Origin of the sequence: Streptomyces sp. NPDC051907 (assembly GCF_040681075.1) — a bacterium.
Classification (GTDB): Bacteria; Actinomycetota; Actinomycetes; order Streptomycetales; family Streptomycetaceae; genus Streptomyces.
The window spans coordinates 18531-43548 of sequence record NZ_JBFAYB010000081.1 but is presented as its reverse complement, the minus strand read 5'-3'; the positions used below and the strand labels follow the sequence as shown (position 1 = coordinate 43548).

Below are 25018 nucleotides of genomic sequence, written 5' to 3'. Positions count from 1 at the left end.
TTCGCCATGGGCGGCGGACTGCTGCCCGGCCGGACCCGGCCGTGCGGCGAACGCGGCGGGGACACGGGCCAGGATTCACGTGCGAGAGGCTCCGGGCGAGGGCCGGGACGCGCGTATGACGGGCGAGCTGCCGTGAACGGAGCGGGCGGGAGGCTGCCTGCGGGACCAGAGACGGCATGCGGCGAGCCAGGAGCCGTGGGCGGGTCAGGCCAGGGTTGCGCGCGGCGGGCCTGAGGCCGTGGGGGTGTCGGGACCTGAGGCGCGTGGGATGGGTCAGGATTCGCACGGGATGGCTGAGAGGCTCCGGGCGACGGGCCGGATGGCCCCTATGGCTGCCGAGCGGCCGTCGGCTGACCCGCCTGAGGTTCGCGGGCGGGGCTGCTCAGAGGTGCGCGGTGGGCCATGGCCCGTTGGCGGCGGATCACAGGTCGCGTGCGGTACGGGCTGGACGGTCTCTATGACGGGCCATAGGTCGTGGGCTGACCGGCCTGAGGCTCGCGGGCGGGAGGGCTCCGAGGCGTGCGGTGGGCCATGGCCCCTTCGCGGCGGATCAGAGGCCGTGTGTGGGACGGCCCCTACGACGGTCGAGCGGCCGCCGGCCGACCAGGCCCTGAGGCGCCATGGACGTCGCGGCCCGGACGCGGGCGGCGGGGCCTGATCCGTCCGCCTTGGATCAGCGGCTGTGTGCGGGACGGCCCCCGCCGCCGGCGCAGAGCCAGTCAGCTTCTGACGGGTGAGGCCGGACGCCTGGCGACAGCCAGCGGGTGGTCGCCAGAGGTACCGGTGACAGGCGCGTCCGTCCCGCCGGACGCCACAAACGCGTCCGACCCAGGCGAAATCCCAGGGCGTGCCACAAACGCTCATGGGACGTTCCACGGCCGGAAAGATCCACGTTGGCGCGAACACGCCGGGCACGACGACAACACGAGTATGCGTGTCGTCATCGTCACCGAATCCTTCCCGCCCGACGTCAACGGTGTGGCGCACTGCGCCCTGCAGACCGCCCGGCATCTCGCCGCCCGCGGTCATGATCCGCTCGTCATCGCGCCGGCGACCGCCGGGCCCGAGAGCTCCGACCAGGACGTGCCCTGTCCCGTGGTGCGCGTTCCCTCGCTGCCGTTGCCGGGATATCCGCAGGTGCGCGTGGCTCTGCCGAGCCGCCGGGTGGCCGCGGCGATCACCGCCCACCGCGCCGAACTCGTCCATCTGGCCAGCCCGTTCGTCCTCGGGGTGCGCGGTATGGCCGCCGCCGCGCGGCTCGGTCTGCCGGCCGTCGCCGTCTACCAGACCGACCTGGCCGGCTACGCCCGTACGTACGTCGGCGCCGGCGAGGGCGCCGCCTGGCGGCGCATCCGCGCCGTGCACAGCGCCGCGGACCGCACGCTCGCCCCCTCCACCGCCGCCCTGCGCGACCTGGAGGAGCACGGCGTGGACCGGGTGCGGCTGTGGCCCCGCGGCGTCGACACCGCGCGCTTCAGGCCCGAGCTGCGCGACGAGAGGCTACGGCGCGAGCTCGCCCCCGACGGCGAGCTGATCGTCGGCTACGTCGGCAGGCTCGCCCCCGAGAAGCACGTCGAGCTTCTCGCCGGCGTCAGCGAGACGCCCGGCGTACGCGTCGTGGTCGTCGGCGACGGCCCCAGCGAGGCGGCCCTCCAGGCCGCGCTCCCCGCCGCCGTCTTCCTCGGCCGCAGGACCGGCGACGAGCTCGCCCGGATCTTCGCCTCGCTGGACGTGTTCGCGCACACCGGCCCGTACGAGACGTTCTGCCAGACCGTCCAGGAGGCCATGGCGAGCGGAGTGCCCGTGGTCGCCCCGGCGGCCGGCGGCCCGCTCGACCTCGTCGCCCACGGGCGGACCGGGCTGCTGGCGACCCCGCTGGACGGGGACGCCGTCACGACCGCGGTGGCGACCCTCGCCGCCGACCCCGCGCTGCGCGCCGCGTACGGGCGGGCCGGGCGCGCCGCCGTGGAGGGCAGGACCTGGGCCGTGATCGGGGATCTGCTGATCGACCACTACGCCGAGGTGCTCGGCGCGCGTACGGCGGTGGCGGCGTGAGCGGCCTGCGGATCGTACGGCTGGCGAACTTCGTCACCCCCGCCTCCGGCGGCCTGCGCACCGCGCTGCGCGAGCTCGGCAGCGGCTACCTCGCCGCGGGACACGACCCCGTGCTCATCGTCCCCGGCGACGTGGAGCGCGATCATATGACCGAGCAGGGCCGCGTCGTCACCGTCCCAGGACCTGAGCTCCCCGGCACCGGCGGCTACCGCGTGCTCGCCGGACGGAGCAGGCTGCGCCGGCTCCTGGAGAGCCTCGAACCCGACCGGATCGAGGTGTCCGACCGGACGACGCTGCGCTGGACGGGCGAATGGGCGCGCCGCCACCGGGTCCCCTCGCTGATGGTGTCGCACGAGACGGCCGACGGCGTCCTGAAGACCTGGGGGCTGTCGGAGTCCCTCGCGACCCGCGCCGCGGACCGGCTCAACCGCCGCAGCGCATGGGCGTACTCGCGGATCGTGTGCACGACGGAGTGGGCGGAGCGCGAGTTCGTACGCATCGGCGCCCAGAACGTCGTACGCGCTCCGCTCGGCGTCGACCTGCGCCGCTGCCGGCCCGGACGGCGCAGCAAGGTGCTGCGCGCCGAGCACGCCGCCGGGGCCGAGGTCCTGTTGCTGCTCTGCTCCCGGCTGTCGGTGGAGAAGCGCCCGGGCATGGCCCTGGACGCGCTCGCGGTGCTGCGGAAGCGGGGCGTGCGGGCCGCGCTGGTCGTCGCAGGCGACGGGCCGCTGCGGGGGGCGCTGGCCCGCAGGGCGCGGGCGGAGCGGCTGCCCGTGGAGTTCCTCGGCTACGTCGGCGACCGCGAGACGGTCGCAGACCTCCAGGCCGCGGCGGACGTGTGCCTGGCCCCGGGACCCGCGGAGACGTTCGGCCTCTCGGCTCTGGAGGCGCTGGCGTGCGGGACGCCGGTCGTCGCGAGCGCGTCGTCCGCCCTCCCGGAGGTGATCGGGGACGCCGGCGCGGCGGCCGCCGACACGCCGGAGGCGTTCGCCGACGCCGTCGCGCTGCTGCTCGCCCGCCGCGAGGACGACCGCCGGGCGGCGGCCAGGGCGCGGGCCGAACTCTTCGACTGGGAGCGCTCGGTGGCCGCGTTCCTGGCCGCGCACGACGCCTCGCCGGCGCGCGGGCGTGCGGAGCGGGGAGAAGCGGACTGCGGGGGCCGCGAGCCCCACGCAGAGGCCGCGCGCGAGCACGGGGTGCGGGCGTGAGCGCGGCTGCGGCCCCCGCCCCGGCTCCGGTGCGCGCGCTCCCGGCCGACGCCGCCCCCGCTCCCGTCCCCGCTCCTCCCGTCCCTGCCCCCGCCGCGCCCCGGTTCGTCGCGCTCGGGGACTCCCTCACCGAAGGCGTCGGCGACCGCGTCGGCGGGACGTGGCGCGGCTGGGCCGCGCTGCTCGCCGACGGGCTCGCGGCCCCCGGCGCCCCTGCCGAGTTCCGCAACGTCGCCGTCAGCGGCGCGCTCACCCAGGACGTCGCCGAGCGGCAGACTCCCGAGGCGCTCGCCTTCGCGCCCGACATCGCCGCCGTGCTCGTCGGCGTCAACGACACCCTGCGCCGTACCTACGACATCGAGGACATGGCCCGGCGGCTCGACGACGTGTGCGCGCGGCTCTCGGCCCAGGGCGCCGTGCTGCTGACCGCCTGCCTGCCCGACCCCGGCCGGATGCTCGGGCTGCCGCCGCCGCTGGCCCGCCCGCTCGCCCGACGCCAGCGGTCGGTCAACGCCGTCGTCCACGCCCTGTCCGCCCGCTATGGCGCCGTCCATCTGCACGCCGCCGAGGCGGCCTGGGCCGAGGACCGCTCGCTGTGGAGCGCCGACCGGCTGCACCCGTCCGAGCGCGGGCACCGGATGATCGCGGGCCGCTTCCACGAGCTGCTCGCCGAACGCGGGCTCGCCCACGGGGCGCCGCCGGCGGCCGAACCCGACCAGCCCGCCCCGACCCGCGCCGCGTCCGTGCTGTGGCTCGCCACCGCGGGGACGGCATGGCTGGCGCGCCGGTGCACCGATCTGCTGCCGCAGCTGGTGAAGCTGGCGGGCGCGGAGGCCCACCACTGGGCGCGCGGCACCAGCGGCCGGCTGGACCACAGGGCCGAACGCGCGCTCTCGTCCGCGCTCGCCGCCGTGTCCGTGGACGCTCCGCTTGCCAGAATGGGGGAATGAGCGGGCGCTGGGAGTTCTGGATCGACCGTGGCGGCACCTTCACCGACATCGTGGGCAGATGCCCCGACGGACGGCTCGTCAGCCGCAAGCTCCTCTCGCACAACCCCGAGCGGTACCGCGACGCGGCCGTCGCGGGGATCAGGCTGCTCCTCGGCGTCGGCCCGGACGAGCCCGTCCCCGCCGACCGCGTGGACAGCGTCAAGATGGGCACCACAGTTGCCACCAACGCGCTGCTGGAGCGGCGCGGCGAGCCGACCGTCCTCGTGATCACCGAGGGCTTCCGGGACGCGCTGCGCATCGCGTACCAGAACAGGCCCCGCCTCTTCGACCGCCGGGTCGTGCTCCCCGAGGCGGTGTACGACCGCGTCGTCGAGGTCCCCGAGCGCGTCGACGCCCACGGCGAGACCGTCCGGCCGCTCGAACTCGACACGGTCGTGGAGCAGTTGGCGTCCGCGTACGCCGACGGCCTGCGCAGCGCCGCCGTCGTGCTGATGCACGGCTACCGCCACCCGGCCCACGAGCGGCGGATCGCCGCGGCGGCGCGCGAGCTCGGCTACACCCAGGTCAGCTGCTCGCACGAGGTCAGCCCGCTGATCAAGCTGGTGCCGCGGGGCGACACCACCGTCGTCGACGCCTATCTCTCGCCGATCCTGCGCAGGTACGTGGACGAGGTCGCGGCCGAGCTGGACGGGATCCGCCTGATGTTCATGCAGTCCAACGGAGGGCTGCGGGAGGCCGCCCACTTCCGCGGCAAGGACGCCGTGCTCTCCGGGCCGGCCGGCGGCGTCGTCGGCATGGCCCGCACCGCCGGACAGGCGGGCTACGACCGGGTCGTCGGCTTCGACATGGGCGGCACGTCGACCGATGTGTCGCACTACGCGGGCGAGTTCGAGCGCGAGCTCGGCACTCAGGTCGCCGGAGTCCGGATGCGCGCGCCCATGATGAGCATCCACACGGTCGCCGCGGGCGGCGGCTCCGTCCTGCGCTTCGACGGCCGGCGCTACCGGGTGGGTCCCGACTCCGCGGGGGCCGTGCCCGGCCCCGCCTGCTACCGCCGCGGCGGACCCCTCACCGTCACCGACGCCAACGTGATGCTCGGGCGCGTCCAGCCCGGCCACTTCCCGTCCGTCTTCGGGCCGGCCGGCGACCAGCCGCTGGACGCCGACACGGTGCGCGAGCAGTTCACCCGGCTCGCCCACGAGGTACGCGAGGAGAGCGGCGCCGAGCGCACCTCCGAGGAGGTCGCGGCCGGGTTCCTGGAGATCGCCGTGCTGAACATGGCGAACGCCGTGAAGAAGATCTCCGTGCAGCGCGGACACGACATCACCCGCTACGCCCTCGCCTCCTTCGGCGGCGCGGGCGGCCAGCACGCCTGCGCCGTCGCGGACGCGCTCGGCGTGAACACGGTGATCGTGCCTCCGCTGGCCGGGGTGCTCTCCGCGTACGGCATCGGTCTCGCCGACGCCACCGCCATGCGCGAGCAGTCCGTGGAGGCGGAGCTGGACGACGCGAGCGTCGAGCGGGTGCGCGCGCTCTGCGCCGAGCTCGCCGAGCGCACCCGCGCCGAGCTGCGCGACGACGCCGTCCCCGACGACGCGATCAGCACGCACGCGCGCGTGCTGCTCCGCTACGCCGGCACGGACGCCAGCCTGCCCGTGCCGCTGGACACGGCCGCCGCCATGAAGGAGTCCTTCGAGACGACCCACCGCGCCCGCTACGCGTTCACTATGGACAAGCCGCTGGTGGTGGAGGCGGTCTCGGTGGAGGCGGTCGGGGCGGCGGGGGAGCACGGCGCGTACGTCGTCGAGGAAGAGGTCGAGGGCCGCGGCGAGGACGCGAGGGCCGAGGAGCGCGGGAAGGCGGCCGATCCGGAGCTCGCGCCGCGCGCCATGGTGGACGTGTTCATCGACGGCAAGCGGCGCGAGACACCGCTGTACCGGCGCGGCGACCTGCGGCCCGGCGACACGGTGGACGGCCCGGCGATCATCGCCGAGGCCGACGCCACCACCGTCGTCGACCCCGGCTGGCGCGCCGCCGCGTCCGACGGCGGGCATCTGCTGCTGACGCGCGTACGGCCCCGCCCGAGCCGGGCAGCCGTCGGCACGGAGGTCGACCCGGTCCTGCTGGAGGTCTTCAACAACCTCTTCATGTCCATCGCCGAGCAGATGGGCGTACGCCTGGAGAACACCGCCCACTCCGTGAACATCAAGGAGCGGCTCGACTTCTCCTGCGCCCTCTTCGACGCGGAGGGCAACCTGATCGCCAACGCGCCCCACATCCCCGTGCACCTGGGCTCCATGGGCGAGTCCATCAAGGAGGTGCTGCGCCGCAACGAGGGCCAGATGCGGCCCGGAGACGTCTACGCGATCAACGATCCGTACCACGGCGGCACGCACCTGCCCGACGTCACGGTCGTCACCCCCGTCTTCGACGGCGACGTGCTGCGGTTCCTGGTCGCCTCGCGCGGCCACCACGCCGAGATCGGCGGCATCACCCCCGGCTCGATGCCCGCGTTCAGCCGCACCGTCGAGGAGGAGGGCGTCCTCTTCGACAACTGGCTGCTCGTACGGGACGGCCGACTGCGCGAGGAGGAGACCCGCCGGCTGCTGACCGGCGCCCCGCACCCCTCGCGCGCGCCGGACACCAACCTCGCCGATCTGCGCGCCCAGATCGCCGCCAACGAGAAGGGCATCGCGGAACTGCGGCGCATGGTCGACCAGTTCGGCCTCGACGTCGTCCAGGCCTATATGCGGCACGTACGGGACAACGCCGAGGAGTCGGTGCGCCGCATCGTCGCGGAGCTCGACGACGGCTCGTACCGCTACGAGACCGACGGCGGCGCGGTCATCCAGGTCGCCCTGCGGGTCGACCGGGCGGCCCGCGGCGCGGTCGTCGACTTCGCCGGCACCTCGCCGCAGCAGCCGGGGAACTTCAACGCGCCCAAGTCGGTGGTCATGGCGGCGGTGCTGTACGTCTTCCGCACGCTCGTCGCCGACGACATCCCCCTCAACAGCGGCTGCCTCGAGCCGCTGGAGGTCCGGGTGCCCGAGGGCTCCATGCTCGCGCCGGCGTACCCGGCGGCGACGGTCGCGGGCAACGTGGAGACCTCCCAGGCCGTCACGGGCGCGCTGTACGCGGCGCTGGGCGTCCAGGCCGAGGGCTCCGGCACGATGAACAACCTGACCTTCGGCAACGACCGTGTGCAGTACTACGAGACGGTGGCGAGCGGCTCGGGCGCGGGCGACGGCTTCGACGGCGCGGACGCCGTGCAGACCCATATGACCAACTCCCGCCTGACCGACCCGGAGGTCCTGGAGTGGCGCTACCCGGTGCGGGTTGACGCCTTCTGCGTCCGCGAGGGCAGCGGCGGGCGCGGGCGGTGGAGCGGCGGCCGCGGAGTCGTGCGCCGCATCCGCTTCCTGGAGCCGATGACGGCGGCGCTGCTGACCGGCCACCGCCGTGTCCCGCCGTACGGCATGGCGGGCGGCGAGAGCGGAGCGCTGGGCTCGAACCGCGTGGAGCGCGCGGACGGCAGCGTGAGCGAGCTGCACGGCGTCGACTCGGTGGACGTCGCGCCCGGCGACGTCCTGGTCGTCGAGACACCGGGCGGCGGCGGCTACGGCAGCGCGCCGGAGCGCTAGCCAGGGCCGCGACCGGGCGGCTCGGCGGCGATATGCCGGCCCGCCGGCGCGGTAGCCACCCTGCGGCCCGCCGGGCGCCAGTCACGCCTGCACCCCTCTGGAGCGCTAACCACCCTGCGACCCGCCGGGCGCTAGGGCTCTAGCCCCGCCTGCGGCCCGCCGGAGCGCCGGGCGCTCGCCACGCCTGCCACCCGCCAAACGCTCGCCTATGGACGCCCCGACGGAGACGGCGAGCGCGCCTGAACGAACCGGACGCGCGTCCCGGGGACCGCCTGCGCCGCCGCAGCGAGGTCGCGGCCGTCCACGACCGCGACCACCGGATAGCCGCCGGTGGTCGGATGGTCGGCGAGGAAGACCACCGGGCGCCCGTCCGGCGGGACCTGCACCGCGCCCAGCACCATGCCCTCGCTCGGCAGCTCGCCCGCTATAGCGCGCTCCAGCGGCGGCCCCTCGGTGCGCAGCCCGATGCGGTTGCTCGCGGACGACACGCTGTACGCGCCACGCGTGAGCGTCCGCAGCGCCGAGGCGGTGAACCAGTCCTCGCGCGGCCCGAGCCGCACGCGCAGCACCAGCTCGGCCGGCGGCGCGGGCCACGGCACGCCCCCGTCGAGGCGGGCGGGCGGCCCGGCGGGCCTGCCCAGCGGCAGTACCGCGCCGTCCGTGAGCGGGGCGGGGCCCAGCCCCGAGAGCAGGTCGGTCGCGCGGCTGCCCAGGACCGGCTCGACCGCTATACCGCCCGCGAACGCCAGATAGCTCCGTACGCCGCGCACCGCGGGCCCCACGTCGAGCACGGCGCCCGCGGCCATGCGCACGGGCGCGCCCCAGGCCGCCGGACGTCCGTCGACCGTGACGGAGCACGGCGCGCCGCCGACCACGACCGTCACCGCGCAACGCGGCCGCAGCGCGCACCCGTTGAGGGTGGTCTCCAGGACGGCGGCCCGCTCAGGGTTGCCGGCCAGCCGGTTGACGAGGGCGGCGGCGTGCGGGTCGAGCGCCCCGGAGAGCGGCACCCCGAGATGGGCGTGCCCCGGCCGCCCCAGGTCCTGCACCGTGGTCAGCGCCCCGGCTCGTACGACCGCGAGGGCCCGGTCGGTCATCGGCGCTCCGCCGTGAACCGCACCCGGGTCCCGGGAGAGAGCAGCGCCGCGGGCTCCCGGGCGGGGTCCCACAGGACGGTGTCCGTGGACCCGATCAGCTGCCAGCCGCCGGGGGAGGAGCGTGGGTACACCCCGGTGTACGCGCCCGCCAGCGCGAGCGACCCGGCCGGCACGGAGGTGCGCGGGGTGGCTCTGCGGGGCGTCGCGTACCGCTGCGGCAGCCCGGTCAGATACCCGAAGCCGGGCGCGAACCCGCAGAAGGCGACGCGGTACTCGGCGGCGGAGTGGATGCGTGCCGCAGCCTCCTCGCTCACCTGCCACCCAGCCGCGACGTCCGCCAGGTCCGGACCGTCGTAGCGCACCGGGATCTCGATCGCGTCCTGCACGCGCGCGGGGAGCGCGGGGATCTCCCATACGGCCAGCTCCCGCGCGAGGCGCTCCGCGTCCTCGACGCCGTCGAGCAGCACGGTCCGGGCGGCGGGCACGATCTCCCGGACCGCCGGGAGGCCGCCCGCCGCCCGGCGGCGCAGCAGCTCGGCGTGGAGCGCCTCGGCGCCGTCGCCGTCGGCCAGTTCGACCAGGAGGGCGTGCTCGCCGACCGGCAGCACCCGTACGGCGCCCGCCGGCAGGGTGCGAGGGGCGGTCATACGAAGGCCTCCACCCGCACACCGACACTCTCCAGCTGCCGTCGCACCCGGCGGGCGAGCGACACGGCCCCGGGGGTGTCCCCGTGCAGACAGAGCGAACGGGCTCGTACCGCGACGGACTGCCCGGACCGCGAGGCGATCACCCCGAACCTGGCCATGCTGACCGACCGTTCGACGACGACGGACGGATCGCTGAGCACCGCGCCGTCCTCGCCGCGCGGCACCAGCGTGCCCTCCGGGGTGTAGGCGCGGTCGGCGAACGCCTCCGTGACGGCGGGCAGCCCGGCCTTCTCGGCCATGGTGTGCAGCTTCGAGCCGGGCAGCCCGAGCAGCGGCAGCCGTTCGCCCGACAGCAGCACGCCCTCGACGACGGCCGCCGCCTGCTCCTCGTCGTGGACGACGCGGTTATAGAGCGCGCCGTGCGGCTTGACGTACGAGACACGGGACCCGGCTGCCCGCGCGAAGATCTCCAACGCTCCTATCTGGTAGGCGATCTCGGCGGACAGCTCCTCGGGCGGGACGTCCATGGAGCGTCGTCCGAAGCCCGCCAGATCGCGGTAGGAGACCTGGGCGCCGATCCGTACCGAGCGCTCCGCCGCGAGCTCGCACACCCGCCGCATCGTGGGCGCGTCCCCGGCGTGGAAGCCGCAGGCGACGTTGGCGCTGGTGACGACGGACAGCAGCTGCTCGTCGTCGGTCAGCCGCCAGCGGCCGAAGCCCTCGCCGAGGTCGGCGTTGAGATCGATGGACGCCCAGGTCATCGCAGTGCCTTTCGGATCCGTGTGGTCACAGCAGTTCGCGGTCGCGGGTCTCGGGCAGGCCGAGCAGGGCCAGGACGGCGAGGCCGTAGCCGGCCGCGCCGAGGACGAGCGCGCCGCCCACGCCCCAGCTGTCGGACAGATAGCCCACCAGCGTCGGCAGGAACGCGCCCACCGCGCGCCCGCTGTTGTAAGTGAAGCCCTGGCCGGTGCCGCGTACGGCGGTGGGGTAGAGCTCGCTGAGGAACGACCCGAAGCCGCTGAAGATCGCGGACATGAAGAAGCCGAGCGGGAAGCCGAGGACGAGCAGCAGGCCGTTCGCCCCGGAGGGGATGCTGGTGTACGCCAGGATGCCCGCGGCGGACAGCACGGCGAAGAGCGCGATGTTCTTCTTCCGGCCGATCAGGTCGGTGAGGTAGCCGCCGGTCAGATAGCCGATGAAGGCGCCGGATATGAGGAAGGCGAGGTAGCCGCCGGTGCCGACGACGGTCAGGCCGCGCTCGGTCTTGAGGTAGGTGGGGACCCAGGTGGCGAGCGTGTAGTAGCCGCCCTGGACGCCGGTGGAGAGCAGCGTCGCGAAGAGCGTGACGCGCAGCAGGTCCTTCTTGAAGATCGTGGCGAAGGACCCGCGCTCGGTGCTGGCCCGGCGGCGCTCGGCGGCCTCGGGGGCGTCGCTCACGTTCCGCCGTACGTAGATCACCAGGAGGGCGGGCAGCGCGCCCGTCCAGAACATCACGCGCCAGGCGGTGTCGGCGTCGAGGAAGTGGAAGACCAGGGTGTAGACGATCACGGCGAGCGCCCAGCCGGCGGCCCACGCGCTCTGGACGGCGCCCAGGGTGCGGCCTCGGTGCTTGGCGGTGGCGTACTCGGCGACCAGGATCGCGCCGACGGCCCACTCGCCGCCGAAGCCGAGGCCCTGAAGGGCGCGGAAGACCAGCAGCGTCTCGTAGTTGGGCGCGAAGCCGCACAGCACGGTGAACACCGCATAGGTGATCACCGTGATCATCAGCGCCTTCACCCGGCCGATCCGGTCGGCGAGGATGCCCGCGAGCGCGCCGCCGACCGCGGAGACGACCAGGGTGACGGTGGTGAGAAGTCCGGTCTGTCCGTTGTCGAGGCTGAAGTACGCGGAGATCGCCACCATGCTGAGCGGCAGGGTGAAGTAGTCGTACGAATCGAGGGCGTAGCCGCCGAACGCGCCGCCGAAGGCGCGCCGGCCTCGCGGGCCGAGGGCGCGCAGCCAGGCGAACGCGCTGGTGTCCTCGGGGAGTTCGTCGTGCTTCGGCTGGGCCTGGGTCGTGCTCATCTGCACCTCGCAGAGGGGGAGAGGGTGCTGCAGCGACTGTGCGGTGACGCCAAGGTAGGGGATTGTTGAACGATCCGACAAGAGTCATGTGGAGACGTTCTTGCTTCTACGATGGAGCTCGCACGCCGGCGGGGTGCCCGGCGGGGAGAGAGGACGTTGTGGGGACGACGGAGCCCGAGATCGGCGGACTGGCGGACGACCGCCCGCTGTTGGGCCGCACCAGCACGGCGGAGCGGGTCGCGGACATCCTGCGCGGACGCATCGCCGAGGGGTACTTCCCGCCCGGCGAGCGGCTCTCCGAGGACAGCATCGGCAAGGCGCTGGGCGTCTCGCGCAACACGCTGCGCGAGGCGTTCCGGCTGCTCACCCATGAGCGGCTGCTCGTCCACGAGCTCAATCGCGGGGTGTTCGTGCGCAAGCTCGCCGTCCAGGACGTCGAGGACATCTACCGCACCCGGCGGCTGGTCGAATGCGCGGTCGTGCAGGGGCTCGGAGAGCCGCCGTACGCGCTCGACCGGCTGGACGCGGCGGTCGCCAAGGGCGAGCGGTCCTCGCGCGAACAGGACTGGCGGGGCGTCTCCACCGCCAACATCCACTTCCACCGCGAACTGGTCGCCCTCGCCGGCAGCGCGCGCACGGACGAGCTCATGCGCGGCGTGCTGGCCGAGCTGCGGCTGGCCTTCCATGTGGTGGACGACCCGCGCCGGCTTCATCAGCCGTATCTCGTACGAAACCGGGCGATTCTGGAAGCGCTGCGGGCGGGGGAGCGCACGGGCGCGGAGCGGCTGCTGGAGGAGTACCTCGACGACTCGCGCACACAGTTGGTGGATGCCTACGCGGACCTGGTCGAGGACGAGGGCGACGCGTAGGGGCCGCGGAGGGGGCGCCTGGGCGGTGCGGGGGCGCCGCTGACACGACGCCTGGACGTCGTTGACGGCGCTTGGACGCCGCCGGCGAGGCAGGGTTCCGTTGACCACGCCTCGCGGATGGGTGCCGGTGAGGCGGGTGTGGCCAGTGTGACGCCGGTCGCTTCTGTGCCGTTTGGGCTGTTGTCAGTGCGAGGACCTAGTCTGTTCAGCGTGACTTCGCCTGCCTCGACGGAATTCGTTCCGCCCCAGCTCAGCGCGGGGCCGCGGCCCGCGCAGGGCCCGGCCGCCGACGAAGGGCTCGCGCGGCGCCTCCGTGCGCTCGCCTGCACCGCGCCGCTGCACGACCTGGACGCGCGCAAGGCGAATCTCGCGGGGGAGTACACGGTCTACGCCATGGCGGAGGTCGCCCTCGCCGCCATCGACCTCGTCACGCTCAACATGGACTTCGACACCGGCGCGGACAACGACCAGATAGTGCTCCGGCTGCTCCCGAGGGTCGCGGCCCAGGCCCCGGGCCGTCCGCCCGCCGAGCACGAGCGCGTCGCCCGCTGGGTCCTGGAGAACCTGATCAACGTCGGCAGCGTGGACCGCGGATTCCGCGCGGTGTACGGCACCTTCGGCCCCGACGGCGTATACACCCGCCGCGACTACGACTTCAAGCTGATCGAGGAAGTCCCCGGATACGGCGGCGCCGTCTATCTCCGCACGACCGACGAAGCGGTCAACGTCCTGGTCGGCGCGCTCGACACGGACGTCACCAGCGCGCAGATCGCGGCGGAGGTGAAGCTGGAGGTCCTGATCAGCCGCGGCCGGCTCGCCGACGCCCAGCTCGCCGCCGAGCAGGCCCGCTACCGCACCGTGCAGTACGCCGAGACGCTGCGCCGCACCCTGGAGGCCACCCGCCGCAATGTGCGGGCCGTCGACTGGCTCAACGCCGTCCCCGACATGATCGCCGAGGCCCTCGACCACGTCGCCGACCGCTACCGCCACGAGAACGCGATCCTGACGAACATCCGCAAGGCGCGCGACGAAGCCGAGGACCCCGAGCACAAGCGGCGCGCCGCCGAGCTCGTCGACATCGTCAAGGACTGCATCCGCCGCCACACCCAGCTCCAGTCCCGGCTGCTGGAGGCCGGCCCGCTGTTCCGCGCCGAGCAGGACCGCCAGGCCTTCGCCCGGCCCGCCGCGCGGACCGGACTCGATCTGTACGGCCAGCTGGTCGCCCCGATCCTGCCGCTGCCCATGGAGTCCGCGATCCGCGTCACGGACGCGTTCTTCGCCCACGGCGCCGGACTGCGCACCCCCTCGTCCGTACGGATCGGGGACCTGGTCGACCTGCTGCTGACGCCGCCCGTCGAGCGCGAGCACCTCGGCGCCGAGATGCCCGAGCCCGACCTGATCGCCACGCCCGACGACAGCCGCTTCAGCGAGGAGCAGCTGGCCGCCGCGATGGAGCTGCTCGACCTGGAGCACGACGCGCCGCGCCGTCTGTCGGGCCTGCTGGCCGAGGCGCGCCGCCGCGATCCCGAACTGCCGTATCTGGTCGCCCTGCTGGCCGTCCACGCGGCGAGCCCCCCGGTCGGCACGGCCTACCGCCAGGGCGAGCAGCGGCTCCTGTTCGCGGTCGACGACGGCGTCGAGCTGGACGATCCGGAGTTCGGCGGTGCGGACCTGATAGTGGGGACGGCCCTGCTGGACCACGCGGGCATGGCGGCGGACCGCGCGGAGGCCTCGTGATCAGCAGAACCCGCGCCGGAGCCGGTGCCAGAACCCGCGCTGGAGCCGGTGCCAGAACCTGCGCCGGAGCCGAGACGCCGGCAGAGCACCCGACAGCGCACGACGCGGCCGCCCCGCCCCCGCCCCCCACCTCCTTCCTCACCCCACAGCATCCGCAGGAGCACCCGTGACCGACCACCACGCCGAGACGCACGCGTGGCGCGAGGCCGACGCCCACGACGCGCCGGCCCCCGCCGCCCCGGCCGCGGTCACCCCCGCCGACGCCGCCGACGCGGCACGCCTCGTCTCCTTCGGTCTCCAGCCCAAGCTGCTCCCCGCCCGCGACGCCGAGTACGCCGAACTGCTGCGCCGCTACCGCGAGGAGACCGCGTTCGCCCGGCTCGCCGACGCCGTCGCGACCGGCCTGGGACTCGTCGTCCTCGAGGTCTCGCCCCGCGCCGGCATGGCCGTGACCGCCGCAGAGGACTCCGTCTTCGCCGTCCGCATGGGCGACTACGCCCGCCGCGCCTCCGCCGAGTCCGCCGACCGCTTCCTGCACGGACTCGCGCATCTGGCCGTCGCCGCCATGGCGTTCCCGCGCCCCGAAGACCTCGCCGACGACGGCTACATCGGCCGCATCACGGTCAACGGCGTCGACGCCTTCGTCCGTCAGGCCTGCCGGCGCCTGGAAGAGCGCGCCGCGGAGCAGGGCGAGAACACCGACCCCGCCACCGACGCCCCCGGCCTGGAGTCCGCCTGGCGGATCTACGCACGCCGCAGCGCCACCGGCGCCACCAAGGACGCGCGCCGCCTCGCCGGATCCACCACCGGCATCGTCGGCAAGGCCGTCGCCTTCCTCACCGACTCCGGCTTCCTCCAGCGCACCGGCGACGACGCCGGAGGCGCCTACCGCACCACCGCCCGCTACCAGCTCCAGGTGCGCGACATGGCCGGCGGCGCCGCCATGGGCGAGCTGCTGGAGCTAGGCGTCGTACCCGTCAGCGACGGCGCCGCCACCCTCGTGGCGCCGCCCGACGCGGACGACCTGGAGCTGGCCGCCGACGCCGGCCTGCCCTTCCACGCCTGATCCCCGACGAGAACGACGAGAGTCCGCCGCCATGTACGAGCTGTCCCGGGTCCGCCTCTACTCCATCGGGCCCGCCGGTGCGCGCTACGCCGACACCGTGCTGGACCTGCGCGGAGTCGGCGCGCCCGTGCCCCACCCCGCTCCGATGCAGGCGGAGTTCTTCGAGGAGGAGCCGGTCGGCCCGCCGCGCCGGCCCGCGCCCGCGGGCGTGCTCTTCCTGGAGAACGGCGGCGGCAAGTCCGTACTGCTCAAGCTGATCTTCTCGGTGATGCTGCCCGGCCACCGCAACACCCTCGGCGGCGCCAGCTCGGGCGTGCTGCGCAAGTTCCTGCTCGCCGACGACTGCGGACACGTCGCCCTCGAGTGGCAGCACACGCTCACCGGCGAGCTGGTCGTGGTCGGCAAGGTCAGCGAGTGGCGCGGCCGCCAGGTCTCCAACGACCCGCGGAAGTTCGCCGAAGCGTGGTACTCCTTCCGCCCCGGGCCCGGCCTCAGCCTCGACTCGCTTCCGGTCGCCGAGTCCACCGCCGTCCGCCCGCCCGTCGAGGGCGCGTCCGGCGCGCAGGGCCGCCGCCGCACCATGAAGGGCTTCCGCGACGCCGTCACCGAGGCGGGCAAGGCCTATCCGCACCTCGACGTGTACTGGGAGGAGATCCACGACCGCTGGAACGAGCACCTCGGCGACGTGGGCCTGGACCCCGAGCTCTTCCGCTACCAGCGCGAGATGAACGCGGACGAGGGCGAGGCCGCCGGCCTCTTCGCGGTCAAGAAGGACTCCGACTTCACCGACCTGCTGCTGCGCGCCGTCACCGACACCCGCGACACCGACGGCCTCGCCGACCTCGTCAGCAGCTTCGGCAACAAGCTCGGCCGCCGCGCCGAGCTCACCGCGGAACGGGACTTCACCGCCGGATCGGTCGATCTGCTCGGCCGGATCGTCGAGGCCGCCGAGACCAGGACGCGGGCACGGGAGATCCACACGGGCGCCGAGCGCCGCACCCGCACGCTCGCCGCACGGCTGTCCGCCCGCGCCGCCCGGGAGCGGGCCCGCACCGGCGACCTCGCCCAGCAGGTCACCGCGGCGGCCCACACGGTCACCGAGGCCGATCGGGCGCGCAGCCGCAGCTCGCTGATCGCCGCCGAACTGGCCTACCGGCACGCGTCCTTGGCGCTGACCGTGGCGGAGAAGGGCGCCGCGGCCCAGCGCCGCGAGCTGACCGACGCCCGCACCCTGCACTCCGCGTGGCAGGCCGCCGAGGCCGTGCTGCGCCACCGCGCCGCCGCCGACCGCTCCGCGCGCGTGGCCGCCGCGATCCGCGAGGCCGAACGAGACGCGGCCCCCGCCCTCGCGGCCCGCGCCAGGGCCGCCGCCGACCTCGTGCGCGCCCTGCACTGCGCGGCAGAGGACGGCGAGCGGCTGGCCAACGAGGAGGAGGAGCGTTCCGCGGCCCTCCAGGAGGCCGCCGAGGCCGCCCACCGCGACGCGACGACCTCCGCCACCGAGGCCCAGCGGGCCCGCAGCGAGATCGGCCATCTGCGCCAGCGGCTGACCGAGGTCGAGCAGGAGACCACCGAGGCCGTACGAGCGGGCTGGCTCGACGACACCGCCCCCGACGCCGACCCGGCGCGGGCCGCCCTCGCGGCGACCGACGCCGAGAAGACGGCGGTCGCCGCCTGGGACGCCGCCCGCGAAGCCGCCCGCACCACGGCGGACCGGGCGAAGGAGGCCGCCGCGACGGAGGCGCGCGCCGAGCTGGCGGCGGCCCGCGCCGCTGACGCCGCCCAAGGCGCGGAGAACGCCTACGAGGCGGAGCGCCGCGCGGCCGAGTCGATCGCCGAGGACGAGCGCCTGGCGGAGCTGCTGAGCCTGCCGTCGTCGACGCCTTCTGTGCACGCGGCCGTGCCGGGGCCGCGCCGGGACGGGGGCGCGGACGGCGCCGCGGCGGACGCCGCCGGCCAGACCGGTCGTACGGACCCGGCAGCCGACCCGGCCGCCGGACCCGGCGACCGCCGCCGCACCGCCTCCAGCGCTCCCCTCCGCGCCGCCGAAGGGCCCCTCGCCGCCGAGGAGCTGGACCGGTACGCCGACGAACTGCGCGAGCTGCTCGACCAGTCCGTCGCCTCCGCCGAACGGCAGCTGTTCGATCTGCGCACGGCCGCCGCCGACGACGCCCGCATCCTCGGCGCGCTCGGCGACGGCGGGCTGCTGCCCCCCGGACCCGACGTCCTCGCCACCGTCGAGTACCTCGGCGAGCACGGCATCCCCGCGCTCCCCGGCTGGCGCTACCTCGCCCAGGCCGTCGACCCGGGCGACCACGCCGCCGTGCTGGCCGCACGGCCCGAGCTGGTCGACGGCGTCGTCATCACCGACCCCGACTCGCACGCCCGAGCCCGCGAAGTCCTCGCGGGGGCCGCGCTGCTGCCCCGGTCCGCCGTCGCCGTCGGCACCGCCGCCGCGCTGCTCGCACCGGTGCCCGGACCCGGCGCCGGCGGCGACGAGGGCGTCTTCCTCGTGCCGCCGAACCCGGCGATGCACGACGAGCACGCCGCCGACGAGGAGCGCCAGACGCTCAGGGCCCGCGCCGCCGCCAGGGACGAGGAGATCCGCGCGCTCGCCTCCCGGCTCGCAGGCGACCGCTCCCTCGCGGCCCGCATCGGCTCCTGGCGCGCCGACTGCCCGCCCGGCATGCTCGCGGAGCTCGGCCAGGGCGCGCGCACGGCACGCGAGACCGCCGAGGAGGCGCAGTCGACGCTCGCCGAGGCCCGTGCCGTACGGGCCGAGGCGGACGAGGCCGCCGCCGACGCCGCCCGCGTCCGCGACGACCGCCAGGACACGGCCCAGCGCGCCCGCCGAGCCGCCGACGCGCTCGCCGGCCTCGCCTTCCGGCTGCGCGAACGCGCCGGCTGGCAGGTCAAACTCCGTGAACTGGCCGACGAGGCCGCCGAGTCCGAGGCCCGGGCCGCGACCTTCCTCGAGCGCGCCAAGGCCGCGGACGAGGACCGCCGCGCCGCCCAGCGCGCGGGCGACGACGCCCGCCGCACCGCGCGCGCCCTGCGCGCCGAGCGCGCCGAGATCGCCGGGGCGCCCGAGAGCCTCCCCGAGGCGGACCCAGACGCTCCGCGCACCGCGCTGCCCACCCTGCGCGAGGCGTACCGCGCGGCCTCCCAGCTGTACGAGAAGGTGGGCGTCGGCGCGGACCTGCGCGCCGAGCAGGCCCGGGCCGAGAGCGACGAGAGCGCCGCCGTCGCCGAGCTCGACCGCCTCACCAACAAGGTCCGCACCCGCGCCGCCCAGCTCCTCGAAGGCACGGACGGCGCCGACGGGCCCTCCCGGCAGGCCGCGGCCGCCCGCGCCGAGTCGCTTGTGCAGATGCTGGAGACCCGCGCCTCCGAGGCCAGCGAGAAGCTCGGCCGGCTGCGCGGCGAAGCCGAGCGCCTGGCCCCCGCCGACGGCGAGGCCCATACCGAGCTCCCCGAGGACCTGGTCCCCACGGACGCCGAGCAGGCCCAGGCCCTGCTGCGCACCGCCACCGCCGAACTGGCCTCCCGCACCGACGCCCTGGAGACCGCGGGCGCGGCGCACACCCGGCTGCTCCAGGCGCACCGGGCCGCCGAGGACGCGGCCGGCGGGTTCGACGAGACCGCCGCGCTGCTGCGGGACCTGCTCCGGGACCACCAGGACGAGGAGCCGGACGACGCCCCCGAGTCCTACCCCGGAACCCTGGAGGAGGCGCGGCACTCCGCGGCCGAGGCCCGACGCTCCCTGCGCGGCTGCGCCACCGACCTGTCCGCCGCCGAGACGGCTGTCCGCGAGGCGAGCGACGTCCTCGTACGGCACGCCAACTCCACCCGGTACGAACAGGTGCGCACCCCCGCGCGCCAGCAGATCCGGGAGCTGCCCGCCGCGGCACTGCCCGAGCACGCCGCGAAGTGGGCGGAGGCCTTCGCACCGCGGCTGCGCGTCCTCACCGACGAGCTGGAGCAGCTGGAGCGCAACCGCGACACCATCGTCGACCGGCTGCGGGGCCTGGTGGAGTCCGCCCTGGCGACGCTCCGCTCGGCGCAGCGGCTCTCCCGCCTGCCCGAGGGCCTGGGCGAGTGGTCCGGTCAGGAGTTCCTGCGGATCCGCTTCGACGAGCCGGACCAGGCGACCCTCGCCGAGCGGCTCGGCGAGGTCATCGACGAGGCGACCCGCGCCGCGGTGAAGAAGAACGCCGCCGCGGCGTACGGAGAGGGCCGCAGGGACGGAATGTCCCTGCTGCTGCGCGGAGTCCAGGCCGCCCTGCAGCCGAAGGGCATCGCCGTCGAGATCCTCAAGCCGGACGCGGTGCTGCGCGCCGAGCGGGTCCCGGTCGGACAGATGGGCGACGTCTTCTCCGGCGGCCAGCTCCTCACCGCGGCCATCGCGCTGTACTGCACGATGGCGGCCCTGCGCAGCAACGACCGCGGCCGGGACAAGCACCGGCACGCCGGCACGCTGTTCCTGGACAACCCGATCGGCCGGGCGAACGCGACGTATCTGCTGGAGCTCCAGCGCGCGGTCTCCGATGCGCTGGGCGTTCAGCTGCTCTACACGACCGGGCTGTTCGACACGACCGCGCTGGCTGAGTTCCCGCTGGTCATCCGGCTGCGCAATGACGCCGACCTGCGCGCGGGCCTGAAGTACATCAGCGTGGAGGAGCACTTGCGCCCCGGTCTGCCGCAGCAGGACCCGGCCGGCGAGACGGTGCACGGCGAGATCACGGCGACCCGGATGTTCAAGCGCACCCCGGCGGAGCCGACCGTGCCCCATCAGGCGCCTGCGCGGCCCCCAGCCCAAGCTCAGACCCAGGCAGCGGCTCCGGCGCAGGCGTCGGGCGCGGTCCCGTCTCCTCCGATCGCCGCCGCCCCGACGGAAGCGGGCCCCGAGGAACAGGGCGCCGATCCCGGGCAGGGAGCGGACGCCGTGCGGGGCCCACATCCCGAGGGCGCGGCCCGGGAGCAGGACGCCGGCCAAGCCGGCGCCCCAGCCGCGCTCCCCGACCAGACCGTCGCCTCCCGCCCGGAGGCAGCGACGACGGACCAGGAGGCATAGGGCCCCGCCGGCTCAGGAGCGACGCGGGCCCGGCTCACGAGGCGAGGCAGGCCCGGCTCACGAGGTGACGCAGGCCCGAGGCGCGTCTCGCCCGAGACCCAAGACCCGAGGCCCGTCTCGACCGAGGCCCGAGGCGCGTCCCGCCCGCGGTCCGAGGCCCGACTCGCCCGAGGCCGTCTCGCCCACGGCCCGCGGGCGTTCAGGCCTCGGAGAGCCTGCCCGTGCCCCGCCTCCGTATCCGCGCATCCTCCCGCGCGGCGGCCCGGGCCGTCTTCCGCGCCTGCCTCCGCTCACGCCGCAGCTGGCGTGCCGAGCTGCTCGGCACGGACACCACGCCGTTGCGCTGGTTCCACACCTGGCGCGTCACCCAGACGTCCAGCACGGCCCAGGTCGCCACCACCGTGCTCGCGACGCTGCTCAGCACCATCGGAAACGCCAGCCAGGACCCCGCGAGCGTGCACAGGAAGGCCACCATCGCCTGGATCATCGTGAGCGAGGCGATGATCACCGCGCGCACCGCCGCCGTACGCACCGGGTCCGCCAGCCGTCGACGCGTCGCCGGCTCCTCCACCCAGAGCTGCCGCGGGACGTCCTCGTCCCAGTCGGCGTCCGCCCCCGATCCCGTCGCCGCGTCGCGACGCTCGTCCGTGTCCATCGCTCCTGTCACTCCCCGCTCTGTCCGGCTTTCAGGGTGGCTGCCCCGATTCCGTCGCGCTACTCCACGCACCGCTCGCTCCGCTGCCGCCCGCGCTGATCTGTGCTGCCCCGGGCTCCCCGACAACACGGTCTCCGTCGACTCTCGATCGCCGAACGCCCCGCCCGCGCTCGTCTGCCCAGGCTGGACTGGACAGACTCGTGCCGAATCGAATGAGCCGCCGAGTCGAATGAGTTCTGCGTTCTGTCTGCGACGTCTCGAACCGCCCGCCGCGAACCACCCTGTAAAGAAAGACGATTGGCTGAGCCGGATGATTCCCGAGAGGCGAAGGATTCCAGCCATCTACCGCAGTCCGAAAAGTGACAGGCCGCCAGGAGTCCTCCGGGGCCGTCCGGAATGCCATCTCCCCGAATACCAGGACAACCCATGATCAAGGCACCCGGAGGCAGTCGAAAAATGTCCGGACGTGCCTTCGAGTTGTCTGTGTGACAGTAGTAGGCTCACGCCGTTTGTTGACGGAGCACCATCCGCTTCTGAGCGGGGGTCGATCAGGGGGAGGCCATGCGCTTTCGCGGGAAGTCCATCCGCCGGAAGATCGTGGCGTTGCTGCTGGTGCCGCTCGTCTCCCTCACCGCACTCTGGGGATTCGCCACCGTGCTGACCGGCCGCGAGGCCGACCAGCTGCTGGACGTCAGTTCAGTAGTGGAGCAGGTGGGCCACCCCATCGAGGACGTCGTCCACGAGGTCCAGAACGAGCGCCGCCAGACCCTCGTCTACCTTGCCGACCGCCGTGCCGCCGACGCGCTGCCCGAACTGCGCCGCAAGCGCCAGGCCACCGACAAGGCCGTCGCCGAGATCCGCGCGAACGTCGAGAAGTCCTCCATCCGCGACGACATGCGGCCGGAGACGGCCCAGAAGCTGAACTCGCTCCTCGACGCACTCGACGGACTGGACGCACTGCGCCGCTCCGTCGAGGCGAGCTCCCTCTCCCGCAGCCAGGCGCTGCGGGAGTACAACCGGATCGTCGACCCCTGCTACGGCTTCATGCTGTCGCTGCACGCCCTCGACAACGTCGAGATGGAGCGCCAGGGCCGCGCCCTCGTCGGTCTCGTCCGCGCCCGCGAGATGCTCTCCCGCGAGGATGCGCTGATCGTCTCCTCGCTCACCACGGGCAAGATCACGACCGAGGAGATCCGCGCGCTCTCCGACGTCGTCGCCAACCGCACCCTCTACTACGAGATCAACCTCGAGGTCCTGCCCTCCAAGGACCGTGAGATCTACGAGCAGTTCTGGGACAGCCCGCAGACCGCGCCCCTGCGCGACGCCGAGGACCGCATCATCGCCACCGGGCCCGCCGAGCAGCTCGGCGCTTCCGACATCAAGCGCTGGCAGCAGGCGGCCACCCCGGTTCTGGACGATCTCGCCCGCGAGAGCGAGGAGGCGGCCCACCGCTACCGGGACCGCGTACAGCCCGCTGCCTATAGCGTCTTCGTGAAGGCGGGCGTGGCGGGCGTGCTGGGCTTCCTCGCGCTCCTCGTCTCCGTCATCGTCTCCGTCCGCATCGGCCGCGAACTCGTCCGCGACATCTCCCGGCTGCGCAAGGAGGCCCACGAGGTCTCCGGCGTACGGCTGCCCAGCGTGATGCGCCGGCTCGCCGCCGGCGAGCACGTCGACGTGGAGACCGAGGCGCCGCGGCTCGAGTACGGCCAGGACGAGATCGGCCAGGCCGGCCAGGCGCTCAACACCCTCCAGCGGGCCGCCGTGGAAGCCGCCGTGCGCCAGGCCGACATGCGGCGCGGAGTCTCCGAGGTGTTCGTCAACCTCGCCCGCCGCAACCAGGTCCTGCTCCACCGCCAGCTCACGCTCCTCGACACCATGGAGCGCCGCACCGAGGACACCGAGGAGCTCGCGGACCTGTTCCGCCTGGACCACCTCACCACCCGTATGCGGCGCCACGCCGAAGGCTTGGTGATCCTCTCCGGCGCGGCCCCCTCGCGGCAGTGGCGCAAGCCGATCCAGCTGATGGACGTCGTACGGGCCGCGGTCGCCGAGGTGGAGGACTACGAGCGCATAGAGGTCCGCCGGCTGCCCCGCATCGGCGTCGGCGGTCCGGCGGTCGCCGACCTCACCCACCTCATCGCCGAACTCCTCGAGAACGCCACGGTGTTCTCGCCGCCCCACACCGCTGTGCAGGTGCACGGCGAGGCGGTCGCCAACGGCTTCACCCTCGAGATCCACGACCGGGGTCTCGGCATGACCCCCGAAGCGCTGCTCGACGCCAATCTGCGGCTCGCGGAGACTCCCGAGTTCGAGCTCTCCGACACCGACCGGCTCGGCCTGTTCGTCGTCAGCCGGCTCGCGCAGCGCCAGAGCGTACGGGTCTCGCTTCAGCCGTCTCCGTACGGCGGGACCAGCGCGATCGTCTTCATCCCGGCGGCCCTGCTGACCGAGGCGCCCGAGACCCAGGGCACGGGGTTCCGGCTGGACCGCAAGAGCCAGGGCCCCTCCGGACGCCGGGGGAGCGACGGCAAGCTCGCCGCCCTCTCCAAGGCCCCCGCCGGGATCAACGGCGCCACCCTGCTGGACGGGCCCGTCGAACTGGAGGCGCCCGTCGGCGCCTTGGGCTTCGACGACCGGCCCGCTCACGGCGGTGCCGACCCGCTCGCCGACATCCCCGACATCGAGGACACGGAGAGCGAACGCGGCGGGATCTTCCGCGCCCGCGCCCGTGAGCGCCGCCGCGAGACCCCGGACGAGCAGCACCAGCAGGCGCTGGACCAGACGTCCGAGGAGCTCTCCGCGCCGGTGCCGCTGCCCCGCCGCAAGCCCCCGACGCTGGTGACCGACCGGGGCCGCAGGGTCGACGAGCGGGGCCGTTCTCATCCCGCCCCCGCGTCCGGGCGCCCCGCGGGCTCCTCGCGCGGCGGACCGATGCGATCCGGTGGCTCCTCCGGCGACGAGGCGCCGACTCCGCCCGCCTCCGGCCGGCGACCGAGCCTGCGCCCCGCGCCCTGGCCGGTGCCGAACCCCGCCCCGACGGCCGGTATCTCCCCGACGACCCCTCTCGCGCCGGTCCCCGAGTCCAGGCGCGGATCCGCTGCCCCGCCCGACGGGCTGCCCCGTCGGGTCCGCCAGGCCAGCCTCGCCCCGCAGCTGCGGCAGGGCGCCGGCGGCGGCGCGGCGCAGGAGCCGGCTTCCGCGAGCGCACCGCGGGACTTCGAGCGGGACGCGGACGAAGTACGCAACCGTATGGCGTCCATGCAGCGCGGCTGGCAGCGCGGCCGCAGGCAGAACGCGGAAGAGGCCGAGCAGGCCGCACAGCCGTCGCCGTCCGAGCCGACGGCACAGTCCGGATGGATTCCACGCACTTCAGGCACTACCGGCATCGCAGGCAGTTCAGGGACCGCGAGCGCTATAGGGGCCGAAGACACCGACCAGGCCCACGGCCCCGGTCAGACCGCACCACGAACGACATCGGAGGGGGACGGTCGATGACCGCACCGCACGCCACAGCATCCAGCGCCGCAGGCGCCCATCCCACCGACCAGGCCGGGGGCGAGCTCAACTGGCTCCTCGACGAGCTCGTCGACCGCGTGGCCAGCATCCGCAAGGCGCTGGTGCTCTCCGGCGACGGCCTTGCCACGGGCACGTCCCGCGACCTCACCCGCGAGGACGGCGAGCATCTGGCCGCCGTGGCCTCCGGGTTCCACAGCCTCGCCAAGGGCGTCGGCCGCCATTTCGAGGCAGGCAGGGTCCGGCAGACGGTCGTGGAGCTCGACGAGGCCTTCCTCTTCGTCACGGCGGCCGGCGACGGCAGCTGTCTGGCCGTCCTCGCCGACTCGGACTCCGACGTCGGCCAGGTGGCCTACGAGATGACGCTGATGGTCAAGCGCGTCGGAGCCCACCTCGCCACAGCGCCACGGACCGGTCTGTCAGCCGGAGGGTGAGTGGACGG

At 74.5% G+C, this 25018-nt stretch carries 15 protein-coding genes; 10 read left to right on the top strand and 5 right to left on the bottom strand.

All coding sequences use genetic code 11. The features are described 5' to 3' along the window. Positions 1-930 precede the first annotated feature (930 nt). The 4 genes from AB0M39_RS31505 to AB0M39_RS31490 are packed head-to-tail and all read left to right on the top strand — an operon-like array spanning position 931 to position 7854. Complete coding sequence (locus AB0M39_RS31505) at positions 931-2055, top strand: glycosyltransferase family 1 protein (protein ID WP_365369726.1); 1125 nt, start codon at positions 931-933, stop codon at positions 2053-2055. Beyond that, positions 2052-3263 (top strand): glycosyltransferase, encoded by a 1212-nt coding sequence (locus AB0M39_RS31500; RefSeq protein WP_365369724.1) that lies wholly within the window; start codon positions 2052-2054, stop codon positions 3261-3263. Before AB0M39_RS31505 ends, AB0M39_RS31500 begins: the two co-directional genes overlap by 4 nt. Then, positions 3260-4213 (top strand): SGNH/GDSL hydrolase family protein, encoded by a 954-nt coding sequence (locus AB0M39_RS31495; RefSeq protein WP_365369722.1) that lies wholly within the window; start codon positions 3260-3262, stop codon positions 4211-4213. Before AB0M39_RS31500 ends, AB0M39_RS31495 begins: the two co-directional genes overlap by 4 nt. Then, positions 4210-7854 (top strand): hydantoinase B/oxoprolinase family protein, encoded by a 3645-nt coding sequence (locus tag AB0M39_RS31490; protein ID WP_365369720.1) that lies wholly within the window; start codon positions 4210-4212, stop codon positions 7852-7854. Before AB0M39_RS31495 ends, AB0M39_RS31490 begins: the two co-directional genes overlap by 4 nt. Positions 7855-8060: 206 nt before the next feature. Here the strand turns inward: AB0M39_RS31490 and AB0M39_RS31485 are convergent, their stop codons facing one another. The 4 genes from AB0M39_RS31485 to AB0M39_RS31470 are packed head-to-tail and all read right to left on the bottom strand — an operon-like array spanning position 8061 to position 11662. Beyond that, positions 8061-8951, bottom strand: a complete 891-nt coding sequence (locus AB0M39_RS31485; RefSeq protein WP_365369718.1) for a biotin-dependent carboxyltransferase family protein — start codon at positions 8949-8951, stop codon at positions 8061-8063. After that, entirely contained in the window at positions 8948-9598 is a 651-nt protein-coding gene (gene pxpB / locus AB0M39_RS31480; RefSeq protein WP_365369716.1) for a 5-oxoprolinase subunit PxpB, read from the bottom strand. The genes AB0M39_RS31485 and pxpB overlap by 4 nt, the downstream gene beginning before the upstream one ends. After that, positions 9595-10359 carry a 5-oxoprolinase subunit PxpA gene (locus tag AB0M39_RS31475; protein WP_365369714.1) on the bottom strand — a complete coding sequence of 255 codons (765 nt, stop codon included), beginning with the start codon at positions 10357-10359 and terminating at the stop codon, positions 9595-9597. The genes pxpB and AB0M39_RS31475 overlap by 4 nt, the downstream gene beginning before the upstream one ends. 25 nt (positions 10360-10384) lie before the next feature. Beyond that, positions 10385-11662: an MFS transporter gene (locus tag AB0M39_RS31470; protein ID WP_365369712.1), complete on the bottom strand. Its 1278-nt coding sequence runs from the start codon at positions 11660-11662 to the stop codon at positions 10385-10387. Between the two features lie 158 nt (positions 11663-11820). On the opposite strand from AB0M39_RS31470, the gene AB0M39_RS31465 reads away from it, so the two are divergent. From AB0M39_RS31465 to AB0M39_RS31450, 4 genes are all read left to right on the top strand, one after another. Continuing rightward, positions 11821-12531: a GntR family transcriptional regulator gene (locus tag AB0M39_RS31465; RefSeq protein ID WP_365369710.1), complete on the top strand. Its 711-nt coding sequence runs from the start codon at positions 11821-11823 to the stop codon at positions 12529-12531. A 210-nt stretch (positions 12532-12741) separates the two neighbouring features. Next, a complete protein-coding gene (locus tag AB0M39_RS31460) occupies positions 12742-14268 on the top strand; it encodes a hypothetical protein (RefSeq protein WP_365369708.1) in 1527 nt (508 codons plus the stop codon). A gap of 166 nt (positions 14269-14434) precedes the next feature. Next, complete coding sequence (locus tag AB0M39_RS31455) at positions 14435-15334, top strand: hypothetical protein (RefSeq protein WP_365369706.1); 900 nt, start codon at positions 14435-14437, stop codon at positions 15332-15334. 31 nt (positions 15335-15365) lie between these two features. Further along, positions 15366-20408 (top strand): hypothetical protein, encoded by a 5043-nt coding sequence (locus AB0M39_RS31450; RefSeq protein ID WP_365369704.1) that lies wholly within the window; start codon positions 15366-15368, stop codon positions 20406-20408. 199 nt (positions 20409-20607) lie between these two features. Here AB0M39_RS31450 and AB0M39_RS31445 read toward each other — a convergent pair whose 3' ends face one another. Then, positions 20608-21063 (bottom strand): hypothetical protein, encoded by a 456-nt coding sequence (locus tag AB0M39_RS31445; RefSeq protein WP_365369702.1) that lies wholly within the window; start codon positions 21061-21063, stop codon positions 20608-20610. Between the two features lie 561 nt (positions 21064-21624). Between AB0M39_RS31445 and AB0M39_RS31440 the strand changes: the two genes are divergently transcribed. After that, the gene (locus AB0M39_RS31440) at positions 21625-24558 is read left to right on the top strand and encodes a nitrate- and nitrite sensing domain-containing protein (protein WP_365369700.1); all 2934 of its coding nucleotides are present in this window, start codon (positions 21625-21627) and stop codon (positions 24556-24558) included. Next, positions 24555-25010, top strand: a complete 456-nt coding sequence (locus AB0M39_RS31435; protein WP_365369698.1) for a roadblock/LC7 domain-containing protein — start codon at positions 24555-24557, stop codon at positions 25008-25010. Before AB0M39_RS31440 ends, AB0M39_RS31435 begins: the two co-directional genes overlap by 4 nt. Positions 25011-25018: the final 8 nt, after the last annotated feature.